The following is a 17,546-nucleotide window of genomic DNA, read 5'->3' as shown; positions in this document are numbered from 1 at the left end:
AAAATTATAGTAATAGAGTTTTTTTCTTAAATGGAGGTATATGTGTTTGTTTCTGCAAGCAATGTTAGTTATGGAATAGGACAAAAAATAGAAAATTGTAGGTTAATGCGAGGTCATACTCAAATAGGATTAGCAGGTCAAATAGGTTTAACATACCAAGAAGTGAACAGCTATGAGAATGGCTATAGCGCTATTCCAATTGAAGTACTATATGTAATAGCAAAAGCATTATCAGCTACTGTTACAGATCTGCTACCTGAATCAGTAGTAGTAAGAGAGTATAAAGATGAAGACGAAGAAATACTCTATCTAACAAAAATATACGAGAATCAAAAGTTAGGCAAAATAGTACCTTCATTAGTCAGGTTTGTTCATATTAGCGAGAAAGTCAATCAAGAGGAGGCAAGATTAGAGGTAGCAAAAAATCTAGTTAAAGAAGGAGTTTCTACTGATATTATTTCCCAAGCAACCGGCTTATCTATTTACGAATATAATAATACAAGAAAAGAAGTCTGCACTGATTCTATATACTACAGAGTAGGGCAAAGAATAAGAGAATGGAGGTTGATAAGGAGATATACTCAAAAAGATTTGGCGAATAAAGTTGATTTAACGCTCAAGGAAATACACGAATATGAAAAAGGATGTACTGCCATCTCATTTGATAAATTATATGAAATAGCAAGAGCATTATCAGTGAATATTAAAGTTTTGCTACCTGAAACGAGAGAAAGTAAAGAAGAAAATAGGCTATTGAGTTTAATAGACGAGTACAGAGAACAAGAATCATTAGATGCGTTAGTCAAATCTCTATCTGAAGATATGAAAAGCGGCAAGGAAAAAGTTAAAAAAGCAGAGAAAATCAGGGTTGCGAAAAATCTAGCAAAGGCAGGTGTTGCAATTGATATTATTGTGCGAGCAAGTGACCTAACTGCTGATGAGTTGGGTGATTGTGAAAATTGAATTGTGTTAAAGACGGTACTGAGAAACAGTATATTAAGATATAAGTAAAGATGGTTACGTATTTAATACATCTATTCTGAAAATTTGTTTAGCTGACTCAACTGAAGCATTTTCGTAAAGTTTTGCTGCTAATTTGTGTTGTTTGATAAACTTCAAATTTAATGCTTTTAAAATTGATGCTGAAAACACATATTGCTAATGCTAGCAGAGAAGCTAGTTGGTAAAATTGCCACAGTCGTCAGTACTCCCGATTACTTTTCCTGTCTTCTTGCTGCAAGTACTTTTAGTTATGGTATTATCCATATAATGTTATGGTATTCGCAAATATTATCATATATTACAAAAAAATCAGTTAGCATTTCTGTTTATTAAAATTATGCAATAAAGCTGCATTTTATATAACACTTCTCAAATTATTTCTACTAAATATTTATGAATATGGTTAAACAGTAGATAGAAGAAACCTTTTCTATTATTGATCTTTTGTACAGTAAAGTTATCTCATAAAATATTAAATTTGGAGTTTTATGGATCACAGACTAAGAGCTTATTTGCTTGGAGTTACCTGGTTTATACTCAGTTTACTTAGTAGTGTAGTTAATGATACTATATCAAAGTGTCTCGGTTTACACCTTCAAAGTTTTGAGATAATCTTTTTCCGTTTTTTATTTAGCACTATTACTCTTATACCTTTTATATTTTACTATGGAATAGGAGTTTGTAAAACAAGTCGAATATCTATTCAAATAACTAGAGGTGCATTGTTGTTTTGTGGAATGACCTTATGGACCTATGGGTTGACTATTTGCCCAATAGTAACTGCAACAATTATAGGTTTCTCAATACCATTATTTGTTATGCTTCTTGCAATTCCTTTTCTGGAAGAAAATATAATTTGGCAAAGATGGGTAGTAGCTGTCATTGGTTTTATTGGTATTGCTATTACTACTAAAGCTTATAGTGAGGATTTTAATCCTAAAATTCTTATTTTTATTGTATCCGCATTAATCTTCGCTATACTAGATGTACTTAATAAGAAGCTTGTAATGAAGGAGACAATAATAAGTATATTATTTTACTCAGCTCTAACAACAACAATTTTTTCCACTCCATCTTTGTTATTTTATTGGCATATGCCTTCCTTGTTGGAGTTAGTATTACTGCTGATTTTAGGAATAAGTTCAAACCTAATTCTGTTCTTCATGTTAAAAGCTTTTGCTCTTACTGATGCCACTGCACTTGCACCGTATAGATACATAGAGCTAATAATTTCTGCAATAGTAGCATACGTTATATTTAATGAATTACCTGATAAAAGTGCTTTATATGGTACTTTGATATTAATACCATCAACCTTGTTCATAGCTTATTCGGAAGGTAAGGCAATTAAGAAAAATAATGTAACAACAAAAGTTTATAATTGTTAATGGTATTTATTTTAGATGCTAAGCTATATTTTTAAGGTAATGCACATAACTATTATAGGAGTAGGGTATGTAGGCTTAGTATCTGGTACAATGTTATCGGAGCAGGGCCATAAAGTTGATTGCATTGACATAAATACTGAGAAGATTGAACTTTTGAAATCAGGGAAAATTCCCTTATATGAACCTGAATTAGCAGATTATTTAGAGAATAATATAAAGTCACAAAGGATAAGATTTTTTGATTCGTATTCTCAAATAAATCCCAATACAGAAGTAGTATTTGTAACTGTAGATACTCCATCAGACTCCCTAGGAAATGCAAATTTAAAGAATGTATATAATGCAGTAAGTGAAGTTTCTGAGAGAGTTAATCAAGATTGCTTAATAGTGATAAAGTCAACTGTTCCTCCTGGTACTGCAGAAAATATACATAATTATTTATCTAATAAGGGCTATAACTTTGATTTAGGAGTTAATCCAGAGTTTCTCAAGCAAGGCTCTGCAGTATCAGATTTTTTATACCCAGATAGGATAATAATAGGAGTAAAAACTAAGCTAGCTAGGGCAAAACTAGAAGTTATATATAGATCATTTATAGATAAGAATATTCCGTTAATAGTCACTGATACAGTTACTGCTGAAATGATTAAATATGCTTCTAATGCCTTTCTAGCAACAAAGGTTGCTTTTATCAATGAGATGGCAGGTTTATGTGAGCTATTAGGAGCAGACATTGACCTTTTAGCTAACAGTATGGGAATGGACCATAGAATAGGTAAGGAATTTCTCAAAGCTGGTCCAGGATTTGGAGGATCATGTTTTCCTAAAGATTTGTCAGCTTTAATAAGGCTTGCTGAAGACCACAATGTTAAGCTACAAATTTTAAATTCAGTTAAGGAATCTAACTATAATCATATAACAAACATTGCTAAAAAGGTAGAATATGTATTAAATGGAGTCCAAAATAAAAAAATAGCAATATGGGGGCTAACTTTTAAGTCTGGTACTGATGATGTAAGAAATAGCCCAGCTATAGATATTGCACAATTGTTAGTGAATAACAAGGCTAAAATTACTGCATATGACCCAATGGGGATGGATAATGCTAGGCAAGTTCTAAAGGATATAGAATACGCGGACAATGCTATAGGGGCTGCAAGGGACGCGGAAGCCTTATTATTATTAACGGAGTGGAAAGAATTTAAAAATCAAGATTTTGCAAGTTTAAAGAGTATTATGGCTGCACCTAATGTTTTTGATTTCCGTAATTTATTAGATAGCGAGCTATTACTAAGATATGGTTACCATGTTTATTCCTTGGGTAAAAAATCTATCTACAAAGTTTAACTGTTGAGAAATTTTTTTTACACCGCTTTACTTAGTTTTTTTAGATCTTTGCTTGATAGTATGGAAAAGCAAACGAGTGCAACAACAGAGCAAATGGAAAAAAATGAAAACATAATACTGTTACCACAGTGCTTAACAAGTACTCCTAAGAGCACGCATGAAAATATTGAACTTGCAATATACCCAAATAATCCTGTTAAGCTTACAATTGCACATACATTATTTTGTGGAGCAATTTCTACAGCTATAACACCTGTCAGTACTTGCACTCCAAATATAAAGAATCCTGATAAGATTGCACCAAGGTTCATAAGAATTATGTTTTGACCAAAGTTCATTGCAATAAAAGTGAGTGCTATACCCAACATATAAAGTGATGCCAGCAAGCTTCTATTTTGAAAGAAGTACATATCACTAATTCTTCCTGTGATTAAAGTTCCAAGGATTCCACCTAAATCATATACGCCTGTTATTAGTGAGGATTGTACAAGAGAAATTTGTAATTTATTCTTTAAAATTATAGGAAACCAAAAGAAGATTCCCATTTTTATAATATAAGCACAAAAAGTAGCACAACATAGAAACCATATGGAACTTGTTACCTTGATACCTATTTGAGATTTCTGCACCTTATAATAGGTAGTAAAGTTGGCACTTTCTTTGTAATATGCCTTTAATATTATATAAATTCCAAAAAGTAAGCATAAGAAACCAGAGTACAAAAATGCACTTTTTGCATCATATATTTTAATTATACTTGGTAATACAATTAAAGTAATACAAGAACCAAGTTGCTGAGATGCGCTCATAACTCCCCATGATGATGCAATTGAAGAGATGCTAGAGTTTGTAACCATAAACTTGGTAATAGCTGGCCAACCTAACCCTTGTGTCCAAGCTAATAATATTAATGTTAACAGTAATAAAGTTAGATTATTATATGATAAAGTTATACCAATGGTTAATAATCCAGTTGCAATATTGCATAGCCCAAACATAAATAATGGATTATTTTTGGAGTCCATTATTATTCCATTAACAAATTTTGATACTCCATAAAAAAAAGAAAAGCAGGCAAAAAAATAGCTTAATTTTACATGGTCAGTATCTATTAACAGTGGTAGAGCAATTGGTATACTTTGTCTTGATAAATAAAGCAGCATATATCCACAGAAGAATAGTAAATATTGAAAGAAGACAAAGTTCACACCTATTCCCAAATAGCTCTATGCAGATGCTAGCATAATACTATATTGGTATAATATTGTTTGACAAGAAGTTTGCAAACAATTAGTGCAGAAAATTACTTACTTAGTATCTTTCTTATAGCAGATACAGTAGTATTAATATCTTCATAGCTTATATCTCTATGTGTTATAGCTCTGATTTTACCTTTGATGTTAGCCATTCTAATTCCATAATTTGTCATTAGTACGTTTATTAATTCTTGAGTAGATATACAATTAGTACGTAATGAAAAATACGCTATATTAGTTTTATACAGGTCGATATCAACTATAACTTGATCTATGGAGTCTAGGCCTTCTATAAGGTGCTGCATTTTTTTATGATCTTCTTCTAAAGAATTTACATTATTACGTAGAGCATATAAACATGCAGCTGAAATAATGCCAGCTTGGTGCATACCTCCGCCAATTTGAAACTTATAGTACCAAGCTTTTTCAATAAAATCTTCACTTCCAAGCAATATTGCGCCCATTGGAGCACCTAATCCTTTACTAAAATCAATGAATACCGAATCAAAATAACTTGCATACTCCTTTGGAGATATTTTAGTATAAGCACAAGCGTTGAACAGTCTTGCTCCATCTAAATGAGTGAATACGTCATTCTCTTTGCAGAGACTTGAGATCTCTTGAATATATTCTAAAGGCCACACAGCTCCACCACCAAAATTTGTCGTTTGTTCGATAGAAACAAGCCCAACTCTCGGAATATTTCTTAAACTAGGACGAGTAATAAACTCAACAATTTGTTCTCCAGTAAATATTCCTCTCGTACCTTTGATGGGCAAAGGAGTGGCATGTGCCTGGGCTGCGATCAAGCCAGATTGTACTATGAGCGGATGTGAAGTTTCATCAAGCAGCAAGTAATCACCAGGTCTTTGAATGTGTACTTTATAAGCAATTACATTGGACATTGTTCCTGAAATCAAAAAGATTCCTGCAGGTTTACCTAATATTTTACATGCGGTTGCCACTAATTCGTTCACAGTTGGATCTTCACATGCAGCTTCGTTTCCAACTTTTGCTTTAGCCATCGCTTCCCTCATTTTAGCTGAAGGGTCAGTGTTTGAATCGCTAAAGAAATCTATTTTTATTCTCATATTAAATTTAACACAACCTCCTTTATAATTTCAGCAGCTTTCATGATGTCTGTTTCCTTTGTGCCAAGATGGGTAACTGCTCTTATATGAGACTCGAGCCAAGGAAAAAGCAATAAACCATAAGCTTGGCACTTACTCAAGAAAACCTCATTAGTTACATTTAGTGCTTTTATACTAAAGCTTACTATATTAGTTTCTGGATAAGGTAGTACCAGTTTTATGTGTGGAATTTCTTTAATCTTATCTGCAAGTAATTTAGCGAGCTTATTATCTTCTTTAAGCCTAGAGATATTATTCTGTAGTACGTATTTTGCTGCATTAGCACAATACCCTATCTGATGATAACCACTACCTAGCCAAACCTGTAGCTTTTTAGCCCTTTCAATTATCTCTCTTTTACCCATAAGCATTGAACCAAAAGGAGCGCCAAGTCCTTTAGTAAAAGAAAAGCTCATTGTATCCACATATTTAGCATAATCTGCTAAAGCAATATTTGTTTCGATATGAGCATTAAATATTCTTGCACCGTCTAAATGAAGATTTACATTGTGAGCTTTTAAAAAGTGATATAACTCGACTTGTTTTTCAAAAGGATAAATTTTACCATTAAACCCATTTATACTATTTTCTATAGAAACAAGACTCACCTGAGCAAAAATTTTATACCTCGGCTTAGAATTAATAGCATATTCTACTTCATCAACATCTAAGATTCCGCTATTATTTCTAATACAATTAAATACGATATTATTTACTTTTGCATTGCCTGCGCTATCGAAAAAATTAACGTGATAATTATAATGAGTTATTAGTTCATCACCAGGACTTGTTTGACTGGCAATGGCTAATCTATTTGCAAGCATACCGCTGGTTACAAATAATGCTTCTTCTACTTTGAATAATTGTTTGCAATATTCTGATAAGTCATTACAACTTTTGTCTTCACCATAAGCAAAATCTCCAACAGTTGCATTACTTATTGCATGTATAACCTTGGAGCTCTGCAGAGTTGTAGTGTCGCTTCTCAGATCAATAATTTTTTCCATCTTCTTTTTTGCCATTCAAACAACCAATTTGAGCATTCCAAAGTTCTTTATAAAGACCGTGTTTAGAAACTAGTTCAGCGTGTTTACCATCTTGGACAATTTTTCCTTTGTTAAATACTATAATTCGGTCCATGTGTAAAAGTGTAGAAATACGGTGTGCTATAGTAATCGTAGTTTTATTTTTCATCAATTTGAATAAACTCATTTGAATTGTTTTTTCTGTTATAGAATCTAACTGACTAGTTGGTTCATCGAGAAATAATATTGGAGCGTTTTTTAAAAATGCCCTTGCTATTATTATTCTTTGTCTTTCTCCTCCAGATAGCTTGATGCCTTTTTCTCCGACTGTAGTTCCATATTGATCTGGCAGAGTCATAATGAAATTGTGAATACCAGCCAGCTTTGCAGCTCTCATTATTTCTTCGATAGTAGATTGAAGTTTACCATATATGATGTTTGCTAAAATAGTATCATGAAATAACAATGGGTCTTGAGGTATTACAGATATTTGTTGCCTCAAAGAACTCTGTGTAACTTCTGATACTATTTGATTATCAATCTGTATATTACCTTTTTTAACATCAAATAGCCTTAGAATTAAGTTTATAAAAGTAGATTTACCACCTCCAGAATAACCAACTAGACCTACCTTTTCGCAAGGATTAATGGTAACTGAGAAATCTTGAAATAATGGCTCCTGACCTTCATAAGAAAAAGAAACATTGTTAAACGTTATTCTTCCACTTAATAAATTTAATTCTTTAGCATTTTCCTTATCTTGAATTTCTGGTACGGTAGTCAAGATTGGCAATGCATCTGAAACTTTGCCGAAATGAGTAGAAAATTGGGTAAGATTCCTAGTTAGATGGTTAAGAAACTCTATAATCGATATATTAATTCCAAGTACAAGAGCAATATCTCCTATTGCAATTTTGTTCAATTGATAGTCATAAATTAAAAAGTACAAGTTTACTGCTTGGAGTATATCAAATGAATAGCCATATATAAACCAAAGACAAAAGTATGCCCATTGTAATTTTCTCTCTGCAATAGTTCTTTTCTTGCATATTTGAAAAAATTTGTGTCTCTCATGTGCTTGCTGAGAAAATAGCCTTACTGATATAACATTTAAAATACTATCTGCTATACTAGCTATTACTTGTGAATTTTGTTTAGAGTAATTATCAGCTAGTTCAGTAAGTACACAAAAGCTGAAAATCGATACTAAAATAAAAATGCTTACCCAAGTGAATGTGGCGATTGCAAATTTTATGTTTACTAATGATAAGGTATAAATAGCTAAGACTAATGCTATGCTGTAACCGAAAAAACAATCTATAAGCAATCTTATTAACTCTATCACACTATCCATTAAGTTACTGGCCTTATGTACTAAACTTCCGGATAAATTGTTCTGATAATAGGAATGGTCTTGTTGGAGTAGCCTACAAAAAGACATATCAGCTATCTTTTGACGCATTAAGGTAAACATTTGAATGTCAACAAAATAGCCATAGAATCTAAAAGCAGTAGTGATAAGTAATGCCATACCAAGATAAGCGCTTACAGGTAATAAAAGATTTTCAATTACATTACCTTCCTGATATTTTACAGCTGTATCTAGAATATTTTTTACTAAATACTTTCTAAAAGACAAATCAACAGCTACCACCAGAGCAACTAAAGACATTATAAGTACATTAAGCTTGAATTTAGATACTATATTCAAGATGAACATCAATACACATTTGAAGCTATCAACTCTACTTCTGTTCATTTACAATGCTAGCTCCACTACGTTGACTTTTTTATTGAGAAATACAAGTAGTGAAAACCATAAATTTTTGTATATTTTTCCTGAGATGTCTCCAGCATCATGTAGTGCTGATGCTCGATTCAGAATAAGTAGCTTATATAAATCTCGCTTAGCCTCAGTAGTGTCGATCTCAGAAATATTTGTAGTTGTGTCTGTAATAAAGGCTAACCAGCTCTTGATAAGTTCTTCCATGTTTTTTACTTTTATACTTTCCTGGTAGCAAAATAATGACAAGCATTCTCTCAGTATAGATTCTGTTAACTCACCACAATTGAGTATACCAAAAACTGAAGGCTGAGGTTTTGGCACATAGGGAAGGTCTTGATCTTTTACAATCCACCTTGTTACATAAGCAAATCTATCTTTAGCATCTGTATTCTTATCACTACCATGCCATAACCGTGAATCAAAAACTATCGCATCTCCTGCTGAAATAGGTAGTGACTTAATTTTGTAATTTTCCCGATTACTTGAGTACTGATCAAAAAAATATGGGTACCAAAAATCAACTAAAGGCTGTATTTCCCATTTATGACTGTTTTCTATAATTTGCAGTGCACCTGAAGTTTCACTTACATTATTCAAAGCTAACCAAACAGAAAAGTGGTAAGGATCATTGAAACTATAGGAGATGTCTTGATGGAAGGGAACTGCATCTATTAAATCAGCAGTTTTACATATAACATTTGATTTTTTCTGCAGTATCTGACACTGAAGTGACTTTTCAAGGTAATTTTTAATAATTTTATCTAATGCTTGAGAGATAATTCTAGTTACTCGAGATGACGTGCCCCATCTGCCGGTACAGTTTAAGTAGTCAGAAGTTGAAACACTTAGTTCTTGGGATAGCTTTGATATCTTATTTGTTATATCACTTAAAGACTGAGTTATTAGCTCTAAAGGAACCAGATTTTTGATAATAAAAAAACCATTTTTTTGTAATGTTTCCATGTGATTAACACCTGACATCAATAACTGATAAGTAATCTGTTAAAGGTAAAACAGCAAAAATTTTGAATCCTTTTACTTGTTTGAGTATTTTTTCCCAATCGTTTAATGTTCTTAGTTTACCTCCTGTTTCAACCATGACATTAATATCTACAGAGCCTCCAGTTGGAGAGCGATAATCTAAAATAGTTTCTATCAATAAAATACGAGATATTCCTTTGACCAATTTTAAATAAGACAATACTTTATCATCATCATAGTGCTGTAGAAAGCGGCAAAAGACACCTAATTCATAATTTGTAACTGATAGTTCTTCCTGAGTTATAAGTTTGACTTTTAAATTTTCTACTAACTGTCTTGGTACTTTATGTTCGTTATATAGGCCTATAGAACCTTTATTGTGTATATCAGAATAAGCAAGAAATAAAGAGTGTACACCAAATAGCAATATATTCTTAGCACCATCTATATTAATCCTAGAATTAAACTCTTTAGTATCAAATCTAGAATATCCTAGCAATGCTTGGTAAAACGCTATTTTCTTATCTTCTGATGCTTCTCTTTCCTTAAAAGATTCAAATGAAGAGATTGACTCCTGTTTTAGTATATCAGCAATCTTTAACCAATTCTTTTCAGCGGCAACTCTTGCCCACATTGTTGCTGCTTTTGGCAAAAATGGTATTTCCTTAAAACACTTACCTTTTGATGATAGTTTCCATAAGTCCTCGTCCTTATCGTAATCAATAAACCCTATTTCCCACAACGCCCTTAACAGCCTTTCTAGATTTGGTACGATAATGTTTAACTTTTTAGATAAAACTGGCATAGTTGCAGGTAAAATATTTAACAAATCAAGTTCAATAGCAACGCTTGTTAGGTACGTTTTCCAAAAGGCTGAAAGTTCTGCAGAAATCCTATGCACTTGAGATTCTTTACCTAAATCAAAAATACTAAACTTTACATTTCCGGTAATATCGATTTGTTCTAACACACCTTCAAAAGTTTCAACTTTTGCCATCCCATTATAAAATGCTTCTACCATTTTAAATCTCTGCTGGTAAATAGGATCACCATTAATATCTATATGAAACCAACCATGTTGATCTTCTGCAATAGAATACCCTTTATGAAAAACATTAAGTTTTTTATACCATTTATTATGTACTAACTTTCCATGATGATTAATATGTGTAGCTTTACTATCCTTGTAGACTACAGCGATACCATCCTTAAAATCTCCAACATAATCATATTCCTCCTGATAAATTCTGTTGCCATTTAAATTAATATGAAAACATTTATCATGTCTTCTAACTACACAAGCATCTTCCTGATAATTTCCAATCCATTGATAAGACTGTTTGTATACTCTACATCCAGATGGATCAATATGGTAACACCCTGTATCATCTTCTACGGCCGCTCTATTAAAGTAGAATCCAAAAGTTTTTAGAAATCTATGATGATAAACTGCTTCTCCTCTTACATTGATATGATAAGCACCTGTCTGATCATAAACTGGTGCAAGACCGGGCTCATGAAATTTACCAGCCTTTATAAACCTATTTTCATACAAAGGATTTCCTAGTAATTCGTGAAAGCTCTCACACGGTGAAATTTTAATAGATTTAAGATTATCTTTGATTAATTGATCAAAGGTTTTCTCATGTTGCATGTTTTGCATAATTTGTAATTTAAATAATTCTTTTGTAAGCTTAGGTACTCACTACTCTGCCATATTTCCTCGAGTTTAACCTCATTAACATTACCAAAATTTCCTAATGTCTTACGGAGTTCATCTGGAGCACAGCAAGGACTAAACTTTCCTTCATTGTTTATCCATGCTTCTTTACCTAAAAATGGGCATTGACCACCTGGAGCCAAATCCTTAATACCTTCTTGAGAAAGAATTGTAAAATTTTCTAATTTTATCTTTTTACCATTTGGTAATAGCATATTATCTCTAAGCTCATATAACCTTCTCACCTCTGTATTCCATCTACTAATTGCTAACTCATCTCTTCTCATAGATAGATCCTTAATTTCCTCAAAATGTGCCCAAAGATGATGTCCTTTAACTCTATCTATGCCGTTTTTTATGGCCATCTTAACTATGTCATAGAGTTCATGTAAATTACTTTCCAAAAATGTTAATTGTAAAGTAACGGTACACCTTTCACCTGTATCGCTAAAGTATTTATCTCTAACTTCAAGGAAAGTTTTTAAATTTTCTGTCACTACTTCCCATTTTGAACCTTTCATGATTCTTTCATGAGTTTCTTTAGTTGCCCCATTCCAGGAAATCTTAACATCAGATAAAATTGGTACCAATAGTTCAGCCCATTTTCTAGCTCCTTTAATAGGAAAAGAACCATTGGTTGTGAGGTTAAGCTTAAGGCCGAACTCATGGCACAAATTGATTATTTCATCAAAGCTTTTATACATTAAAGGCTCACCCATAGTAGAAGGAATGATTTCCCTTAAAGGTGTGCCAGCTGCTTCCTTAATTACTTTTCTGATAGTTTCTATCGACAGTATCTTAGGTTTTATTCCTTTAGCTTTCTTTTCTTCTTTAACTTTGCTGTATGGTGAAAAACATTCGCACATTATACAAGCAAAATTGCAGTAATCTGGATTAGTATCAAAAGTAATTCTCCAAGGACCGGGTTTAACAGCTACTGATTTGCCTTTCTTTTCAATAGCATTACGGTAAATCTTGTTAAGTTTCTCAGTATGCTCACCTATAGAAGGTATATTTCCATTTTCAGTATAAGGATAGCCTTTTTGGGTAAGTTTATTATATAACTCCTGATCTGTAGATAGGACTTGCATTTTTTCTGACAAACTACTTGCATCTCTGTGCTTAAATAATAGTCCATCTCTTACATATTCTGCCATGCCACCATAATCGGCTGTTATAACTGGTATTCTAAGTTGCTGTGCTTCATGTATTACTAACGGTGAATTTTCACCCCAAATTGAAGGAATGACTATTGCATCGACTTTATTAAATACGTCAGTAACTATATTCTTATTATCATAACTTCCCATCCATTCTATTCTTTCTTTAACAACAGGTGAAAACTGATCGGCAATCGCTTTTAAAGCTTTAGTTTCTTCTCTTGCTGCTCCCCAAATTCTAAGTTTTGCTTTAGATGATAAGTGAGAAAAAGCTTTCAATAATAGATTAACACCTTTTTCGGGAGTATGAGTACCAATATAACCGAAAATAAACTCTTTTTCTTGTGCTCTATTTCTATTCTTAAGACGATTGAGATCAAAACCATAATCAAGATAAGAAATTTTGTTTATCGGAACATTAAAATCCTGAGTAAATTTATCCATCAAGAATTTTGATGGGGAAATAAAGTAATCTATATAGTCTATTATTTTCCTTGTGTGCTTCATTCTAGTTGCAACCCATTGTTCCCAATAATTTATGTCTAAATTCAGGAATTCTTTATCTCCTGTAAAATATCCCTTGTAACATTGGGTTGCACATTTTTGATCCTTTTGTCCATCACAAAGACGTAACAAATCTTCAGAATTGCGTTGAATAAACCTTCCTCTTGGACACATTAACCAAAAGTCATGTAGCGTAAAAATTGTAGGTATATTTTCTTTAAAAGCAATTTCTGGTAAAGTAATTGATAGATGATTAAGATGACCAAAATGTATAAGATCTGGCTGAAAGTTATCTATTACTCTTTTAAATTTTATATCTACTTCTTCATTGATAAATTTATAACGATATTTAGCTATGGGTATATTAATTAAATGCAGTAAGATTCGAGAATCACTACGATCTAGGACTGTAGTGTAATAAAAATCAGGTAAAAAGCTATTTTCATACCTAGTAAATACTTGTACCTCATTGTTATTTGCTAGTTCATGAGCAAGAGTTTGGCTGTAAACCTCTGAACCAGCGCTATAATAAGGAGGGTAACCATGAATAACTTTTAATATTTTCATATATTACCATATCTATATTGTTAGGATACTCTTGTATATTGTTTTGTAGACTTTTTATAAAATTGCTTAATCCTACTTCTAATGAATGCTTTGGAGACCAACCAAGTAGCTCTTTAGCTCTAGTAAAATCACCATGGAACTTAGTTACGTCAAAATTTCTTGGAGGATAAAAATCAATTCTAGAATCACTTTTCGTGACTTTTAATATTGTTTTTGCTAAGTTTTCTAAAGTACATGGGCTATTAGTAGTAAGATGAATAGCAGGAAGAGAAGATTTTTCACTTTGTAAATATTTAACAGTTAAGCATATACCCTCTATAACATCATCCAAGTAGGTAAAATCAAAAACACATTCTTTACCTTCTATTTTAATTGGATCACCTCTTAATGCATTAATACAGAGTGCGGGAATTACTCTACTGTTATGATCTAGTAAACCACCGTATACATTTGAAAAGCGTAATATTGCTACATTAAAATCTTTTAAACTTGTTATTTGCTTCTCAATAAATGCTTTACCTTTGGCATAATTATTTATTGGATCGATACTAGCAGATTCTGTAACCGGCAGTTCCTTCTGCTCTCCATAGACTTCCCTACTACTTGCATATATAAACCATGGTTTATTTGGAAGTGACTTACATAACCCTAAAAACTGCATTGTACCATCAACATTAATTTTTTGACACAGTGTAGGATAAAGTTCACCATGTATAACTCGAGAAATTGCAGCCAGATGAATAATTCCTGTACACTTAGCAAGTAGTGGTACTATATCTTCTGAAAAAAAACTGAGTGGATTGTTGCGAAACCTAATATCACAGCTTATTACTTCATGGCCCTGGTTTTCTAACTTTTTCACCAAGGTCGACCCTATCAAACCTGCAGCACCTGTTATTAATATCCCCATGTATACCCTCTCACTACAACTAGGAAAATTTGTCGTACCAATTATCTTACAAGTAAGAATCAAAAGGTATTATAAAACCAGTATAAAACAAATGTCAACTTAAATTAATGAATAAAAAAATGTAGTTATGAAAGAAAAGTTGGCTGCCTTCTTTCTTGAAAATAGTGTTCGGCTTTAATCAAATCCTCCTTATTATTTACTCCCATTGCTTCTCTTTCATCAGAAACTACATAACCTACACTCAAGTTATTGTTTGCTGCAATGGGCACTATATCATTAAGACAATATTCATTGGTCGAATTATTAAATTTTATTTCTTTTACTAAGGTAAAAAGATCTTTAGCATATGAAACTATTATTCCAGAGTTTGCAAGAAGCATTTTATCTCCATTTTTTAGGATTTTTTGAACATTTCCGTAATTATCAATTACTAATCTTCCATATTGTTCATCTTGACTATTGAATCCAAGAAGAACTAAATTATTATACTTTAAACAATCAGTCATTTTCATAACTGTATCACTAGATATAAAGGGAGTGTCTCCATACTGTATTAAAACTATGTCTTGGTCAGATAACCCCTCCAGGTTTTCTAGGGCAATTTTAACTGCAGTGCCAGTACCTGTAATATTTTCTTGAATTATCAATTTTATATTATATTTATCAATTATATCTTTTAAGGTACTAAATCTTTCTAACTCCTTTAGAAAAGCCTTGTTAATGACAATTGATAGACTTTTTAAACTCAGCGGTTTTGCATTGTGAATTATATGCTCTAAAAGAGTAAAATTTCCCACTTGGTGCAACGCTTTTGGATATTCAGAATTCATTCTACTGCTCTTTCCTGCTGCTAATATTATCAAAATGTTACTCATACATAACTCAGGAATTGATTAGGTAGTAAGTTAATTTATAATTAGTAAGATGTAAAGTCCACTTTGATTTTCTAGAGGAAAATAACTACCATCGAACAGACAAAATTCGTTAAATTAGCATCTGTAGTAATTCTTAGCAATTATTAAGTAAAATTTTAGAAAGAGACGCCCCATAGTTATAATTGAGCATACGCGTCAAGTTAAAGCAAATTTAGAGAAGTTAAGGTGGATAGCCTAGTTTTTCTGTACTTGTCTTTTAATGAAAATTGCGACCAAGTTATGGTAAGCTTTTTGAGAAAAATATTTAAGCCTTTAATTTTATTATTTAGTGCTAAAAATAACTCTCTAACCCGTCTTTTTAGCTCAATAAATGCCTTTGTTAAGCTAAGCTCCGTATTTTTTTTCAATTCTGTGCAACCCACTATTCCATGAAATATAAGAATTGCACACAATTTGGCATATAGCTCACATAATACTCTGTATGGCTTTCCTCTCAGCTTATCAAGCCTTATATTACTCTTATATAATTTGAACAATAATTCAATTTGCCATCTTACTCGGTAAACTACTAGTATTTGCTCAGCATTAATCTTACTTTTTGGAACGTTAGTTATGAATATCGACCAATCCAGCAATTTTTGATTCTTTTGAGAAGATGTATATCCATGTGATTTTGCTAACTTGTTAGCCCTTCTTCTTCTAATTATAGACTGTTCTTCAGTTAATTTTTGACATATAATTCTCACTTTAATTTTTGTTTCTTTTCCTAACAGCACCTCCTGTTCTAGAAAAGATCGATCTTCCAAATGTTCTAGTAAATCTATTTTTTGACCCGTCTCTATATCATATGTATTCGTATCAACGACTGATAAAGTAAGCTCCTGCTTGACTGATCTGCTCAAAAGAACTTGGCACAAAATAACCCAAATCAGATATTAGTAAATCGTTGCTCGATATATTGCTTAAATGGCTTCTATAACCCTCTTATTCCTTCAGTTATATTAAGCTGGTCTAATGTCTGGTTTAGGTAGTCAAAAACTAATTGTAACTTTATTCCAGACTTAGTATTACTTTCATAACCACTGTCCATAACCTTTATACATGTCTTCCATACTGTTAGGTAAGCTAATATAGCTGCTGTCTAATAACTTAACACCTCCAAAGTGCTTCAAGATTCTGCAATCAACTTGTAAGGTATTTTTAAGTAACGTTAAAGATTCATTATACATTCTTTTCATGAATTCCACTGCTTCCTTGGTAAATCTAAAGTCCAGACCTTGTTTTGTTATATTTATCGAGTCTTCATTCAATAATTGACACACTGTCTCTATACTACAATTATCAACCCCTATATTACCCAAGACTATGGCTTCTACGAACGACGAGCCTTTTAGCTTCCTCTTTCTTTTTATAAATCCTGTTGTAGCTGAGATTTTATCTGCTTTTTCATTAAAAAATTCTTTGAGCTTTTTTGAGATGCAAACTATTCTTTTCATTGTATAAGTTCTCCGTTTTGTTTGTTAATTTTAAGAGAACTTATATCTTCTTTTTCTTTTCTTTACACCAACTTTACCTCACTTCTTCTTAACTTGACGCGTATGGTTATAATTGAGTGTGTGCTACTTTCAAGTATGGTTTTTATTGATGAAACCTCTTAGACCACTCTGTTTGAAATAAGGTAACTACTGCTTAATTCACCAAAAAGCCTGTAATTAAGTTCTAAAGCGAGTGTGTCCAACCCAATCGATTGTATCTCTTTAGCGTCTGTAATGCCCTTTAAAATTTGAATAAAATGTACTTATACTAATTCTATTAGTATAAAATAAACTTGCACATGATTTTATCGTCATTTTTATTCATTGTAAAGAAAATTTTGTATGAAGGTTTTTTAGAAA

Annotated in this window: 12 protein-coding genes and 1 pseudogene; 3 read left to right on the top strand and 10 right to left on the bottom strand. The window is 32.1% G+C overall.

Translation table 11 applies throughout. The annotated features are described in order from the left end of the window. Positions 1 to 30: 30 nt before the first annotated feature. The 3 genes from wmk (at position 31) to OPR21_RS05515 (ending at position 3,737) form a co-directional block, all read left to right on the top strand. A complete protein-coding gene (gene wmk / locus OPR21_RS05525; protein WP_406829248.1) occupies positions 31 to 963 on the top strand; it encodes a WO male-killing family protein Wmk in 933 nt (310 codons plus the stop codon). Between the two features lie 527 nt (positions 964 to 1,490). Beyond that, on the top strand, positions 1,491 to 2,390 hold the full coding sequence (locus OPR21_RS05520; protein WP_250120254.1) for a DMT family transporter: 900 nt from the start codon (positions 1,491 to 1,493) through the stop codon (positions 2,388 to 2,390). A gap of 39 nt (positions 2,391 to 2,429) precedes the next feature. After that, entirely contained in the window at positions 2,430 to 3,737 is a 1,308-nt protein-coding gene (locus OPR21_RS05515) for a UDP-glucose dehydrogenase family protein (RefSeq protein WP_265029631.1), read from the top strand. A gap of 17 nt (positions 3,738 to 3,754) precedes the next feature. Here OPR21_RS05515 and OPR21_RS05510 read toward each other — a convergent pair whose 3' ends face one another. From OPR21_RS05510 to OPR21_RS05465, 10 genes and pseudogenes are all read right to left on the bottom strand, one after another. Further along, positions 3,755 to 4,900, bottom strand: a complete 1,146-nt coding sequence (locus tag OPR21_RS05510; RefSeq protein WP_010405355.1) for an MFS transporter — start codon at positions 4,898 to 4,900, stop codon at positions 3,755 to 3,757. Positions 4,901 to 5,040: 140 nt separating this feature from the next. Continuing rightward, the gene (locus OPR21_RS05505; protein ID WP_265029632.1) at positions 5,041 to 6,084 is read right to left on the bottom strand and encodes a threonine aldolase family protein; all 1,044 of its coding nucleotides are present in this window, start codon (positions 6,082 to 6,084) and stop codon (positions 5,041 to 5,043) included. Then, the gene (locus OPR21_RS05500) at positions 6,081 to 7,130 is read right to left on the bottom strand and encodes a threonine aldolase family protein (RefSeq protein WP_265030306.1); all 1,050 of its coding nucleotides are present in this window, start codon (positions 7,128 to 7,130) and stop codon (positions 6,081 to 6,083) included. Before OPR21_RS05500 ends, OPR21_RS05505 begins: the two co-directional genes overlap by 4 nt. Further along, on the bottom strand, positions 7,114 to 8,907 hold the full coding sequence (locus OPR21_RS05495; RefSeq protein ID WP_265029633.1) for an ABC transporter ATP-binding protein: 1,794 nt from the start codon (positions 8,905 to 8,907) through the stop codon (positions 7,114 to 7,116). Before OPR21_RS05495 ends, OPR21_RS05500 begins: the two co-directional genes overlap by 17 nt. After that, positions 8,908 to 9,897 (bottom strand): phytanoyl-CoA dioxygenase family protein, encoded by a 990-nt coding sequence (locus tag OPR21_RS05490; protein WP_265029634.1) that lies wholly within the window; start codon positions 9,895 to 9,897, stop codon positions 8,908 to 8,910. A 4-nt stretch (positions 9,898 to 9,901) separates the two neighbouring features. Continuing rightward, entirely contained in the window at positions 9,902 to 11,578 is a 1,677-nt protein-coding gene (locus OPR21_RS05485) for a WG repeat-containing protein (protein ID WP_265029635.1), read from the bottom strand. Further along, entirely contained in the window at positions 11,539 to 13,866 is a 2,328-nt protein-coding gene (locus tag OPR21_RS05480) for a glycosyltransferase (protein WP_265029636.1), read from the bottom strand. The genes OPR21_RS05485 and OPR21_RS05480 overlap by 40 nt, the downstream gene beginning before the upstream one ends. Then, a complete protein-coding gene (locus OPR21_RS05475; RefSeq protein ID WP_265029637.1) occupies positions 13,823 to 14,776 on the bottom strand; it encodes an NAD-dependent epimerase/dehydratase family protein in 954 nt (317 codons plus the stop codon). Before OPR21_RS05475 ends, OPR21_RS05480 begins: the two co-directional genes overlap by 44 nt. Before the next feature lie 125 nt (positions 14,777 to 14,901). Next, entirely contained in the window at positions 14,902 to 15,651 is a 750-nt protein-coding gene (locus OPR21_RS05470; protein WP_265029638.1) for an NTP transferase domain-containing protein, read from the bottom strand. A 200-nt stretch (positions 15,652 to 15,851) separates the two neighbouring features. Continuing rightward, positions 15,852 to 17,147, bottom strand: a pseudogene (locus tag OPR21_RS05465) (IS4 family transposase). Positions 17,148 to 17,546: the final 399 nt, after the last annotated feature.

The sequence above is a fragment of the Wolbachia endosymbiont (group A) of Philonthus cognatus genome (genome assembly GCF_947251755.1).
Classification (GTDB): domain Bacteria; phylum Pseudomonadota; class Alphaproteobacteria; order Rickettsiales; family Anaplasmataceae; genus Wolbachia; species Wolbachia pipientis.
The sequence above is the reverse complement of the archived record's forward strand: the minus strand, read 5'-3'. Positions and strand labels throughout refer to the sequence as shown.

Excerpts from the sequence above, each read along its gene's own strand:
- wmk (WP_406829248.1), top strand. The coding sequence starts at position 31 with ATGGAGGTATATGTGTTTGTTTCTGCAAGCAATGTTAGTTATGGAATA.
- OPR21_RS05520 (WP_250120254.1), top strand. The coding sequence starts at position 1,491 with ATGGATCACAGACTAAGAGCTTATTTGCTTGGAGTTACCTGGTTTATA.
- OPR21_RS05515 (WP_265029631.1), top strand. The coding sequence starts at position 2,430 with ATGCACATAACTATTATAGGAGTAGGGTATGTAGGCTTAGTATCTGGT.
- OPR21_RS05510 (WP_010405355.1), bottom strand. The coding sequence starts at position 4,900 with ATGCTGCTTTATTTATCAAGACAAAGTATACCAATTGCTCTACCACTG.
- OPR21_RS05505 (WP_265029632.1), bottom strand. The coding sequence starts at position 6,084 with ATGAGAATAAAAATAGATTTCTTTAGCGATTCAAACACTGACCCTTCA.
- OPR21_RS05500 (WP_265030306.1), bottom strand. The coding sequence starts at position 7,130 with ATGGAAAAAATTATTGATCTGAGAAGCGACACTACAACTCTGCAGAGC.
- OPR21_RS05495 (WP_265029633.1), bottom strand. The coding sequence starts at position 8,907 with ATGAACAGAAGTAGAGTTGATAGCTTCAAATGTGTATTGATGTTCATC.
- OPR21_RS05490 (WP_265029634.1), bottom strand. The coding sequence starts at position 9,897 with ATGGAAACATTACAAAAAAATGGTTTTTTTATTATCAAAAATCTGGTT.
- OPR21_RS05485 (WP_265029635.1), bottom strand. The coding sequence starts at position 11,578 with ATGCAAAACATGCAACATGAGAAAACCTTTGATCAATTAATCAAAGAT.
- OPR21_RS05480 (WP_265029636.1), bottom strand. The coding sequence starts at position 13,866 with ATGAAAATATTAAAAGTTATTCATGGTTACCCTCCTTATTATAGCGCT.
- OPR21_RS05475 (WP_265029637.1), bottom strand. The coding sequence starts at position 14,776 with ATGGGGATATTAATAACAGGTGCTGCAGGTTTGATAGGGTCGACCTTG.
- OPR21_RS05470 (WP_265029638.1), bottom strand. The coding sequence starts at position 15,651 with ATGAGTAACATTTTGATAATATTAGCAGCAGGAAAGAGCAGTAGAATG.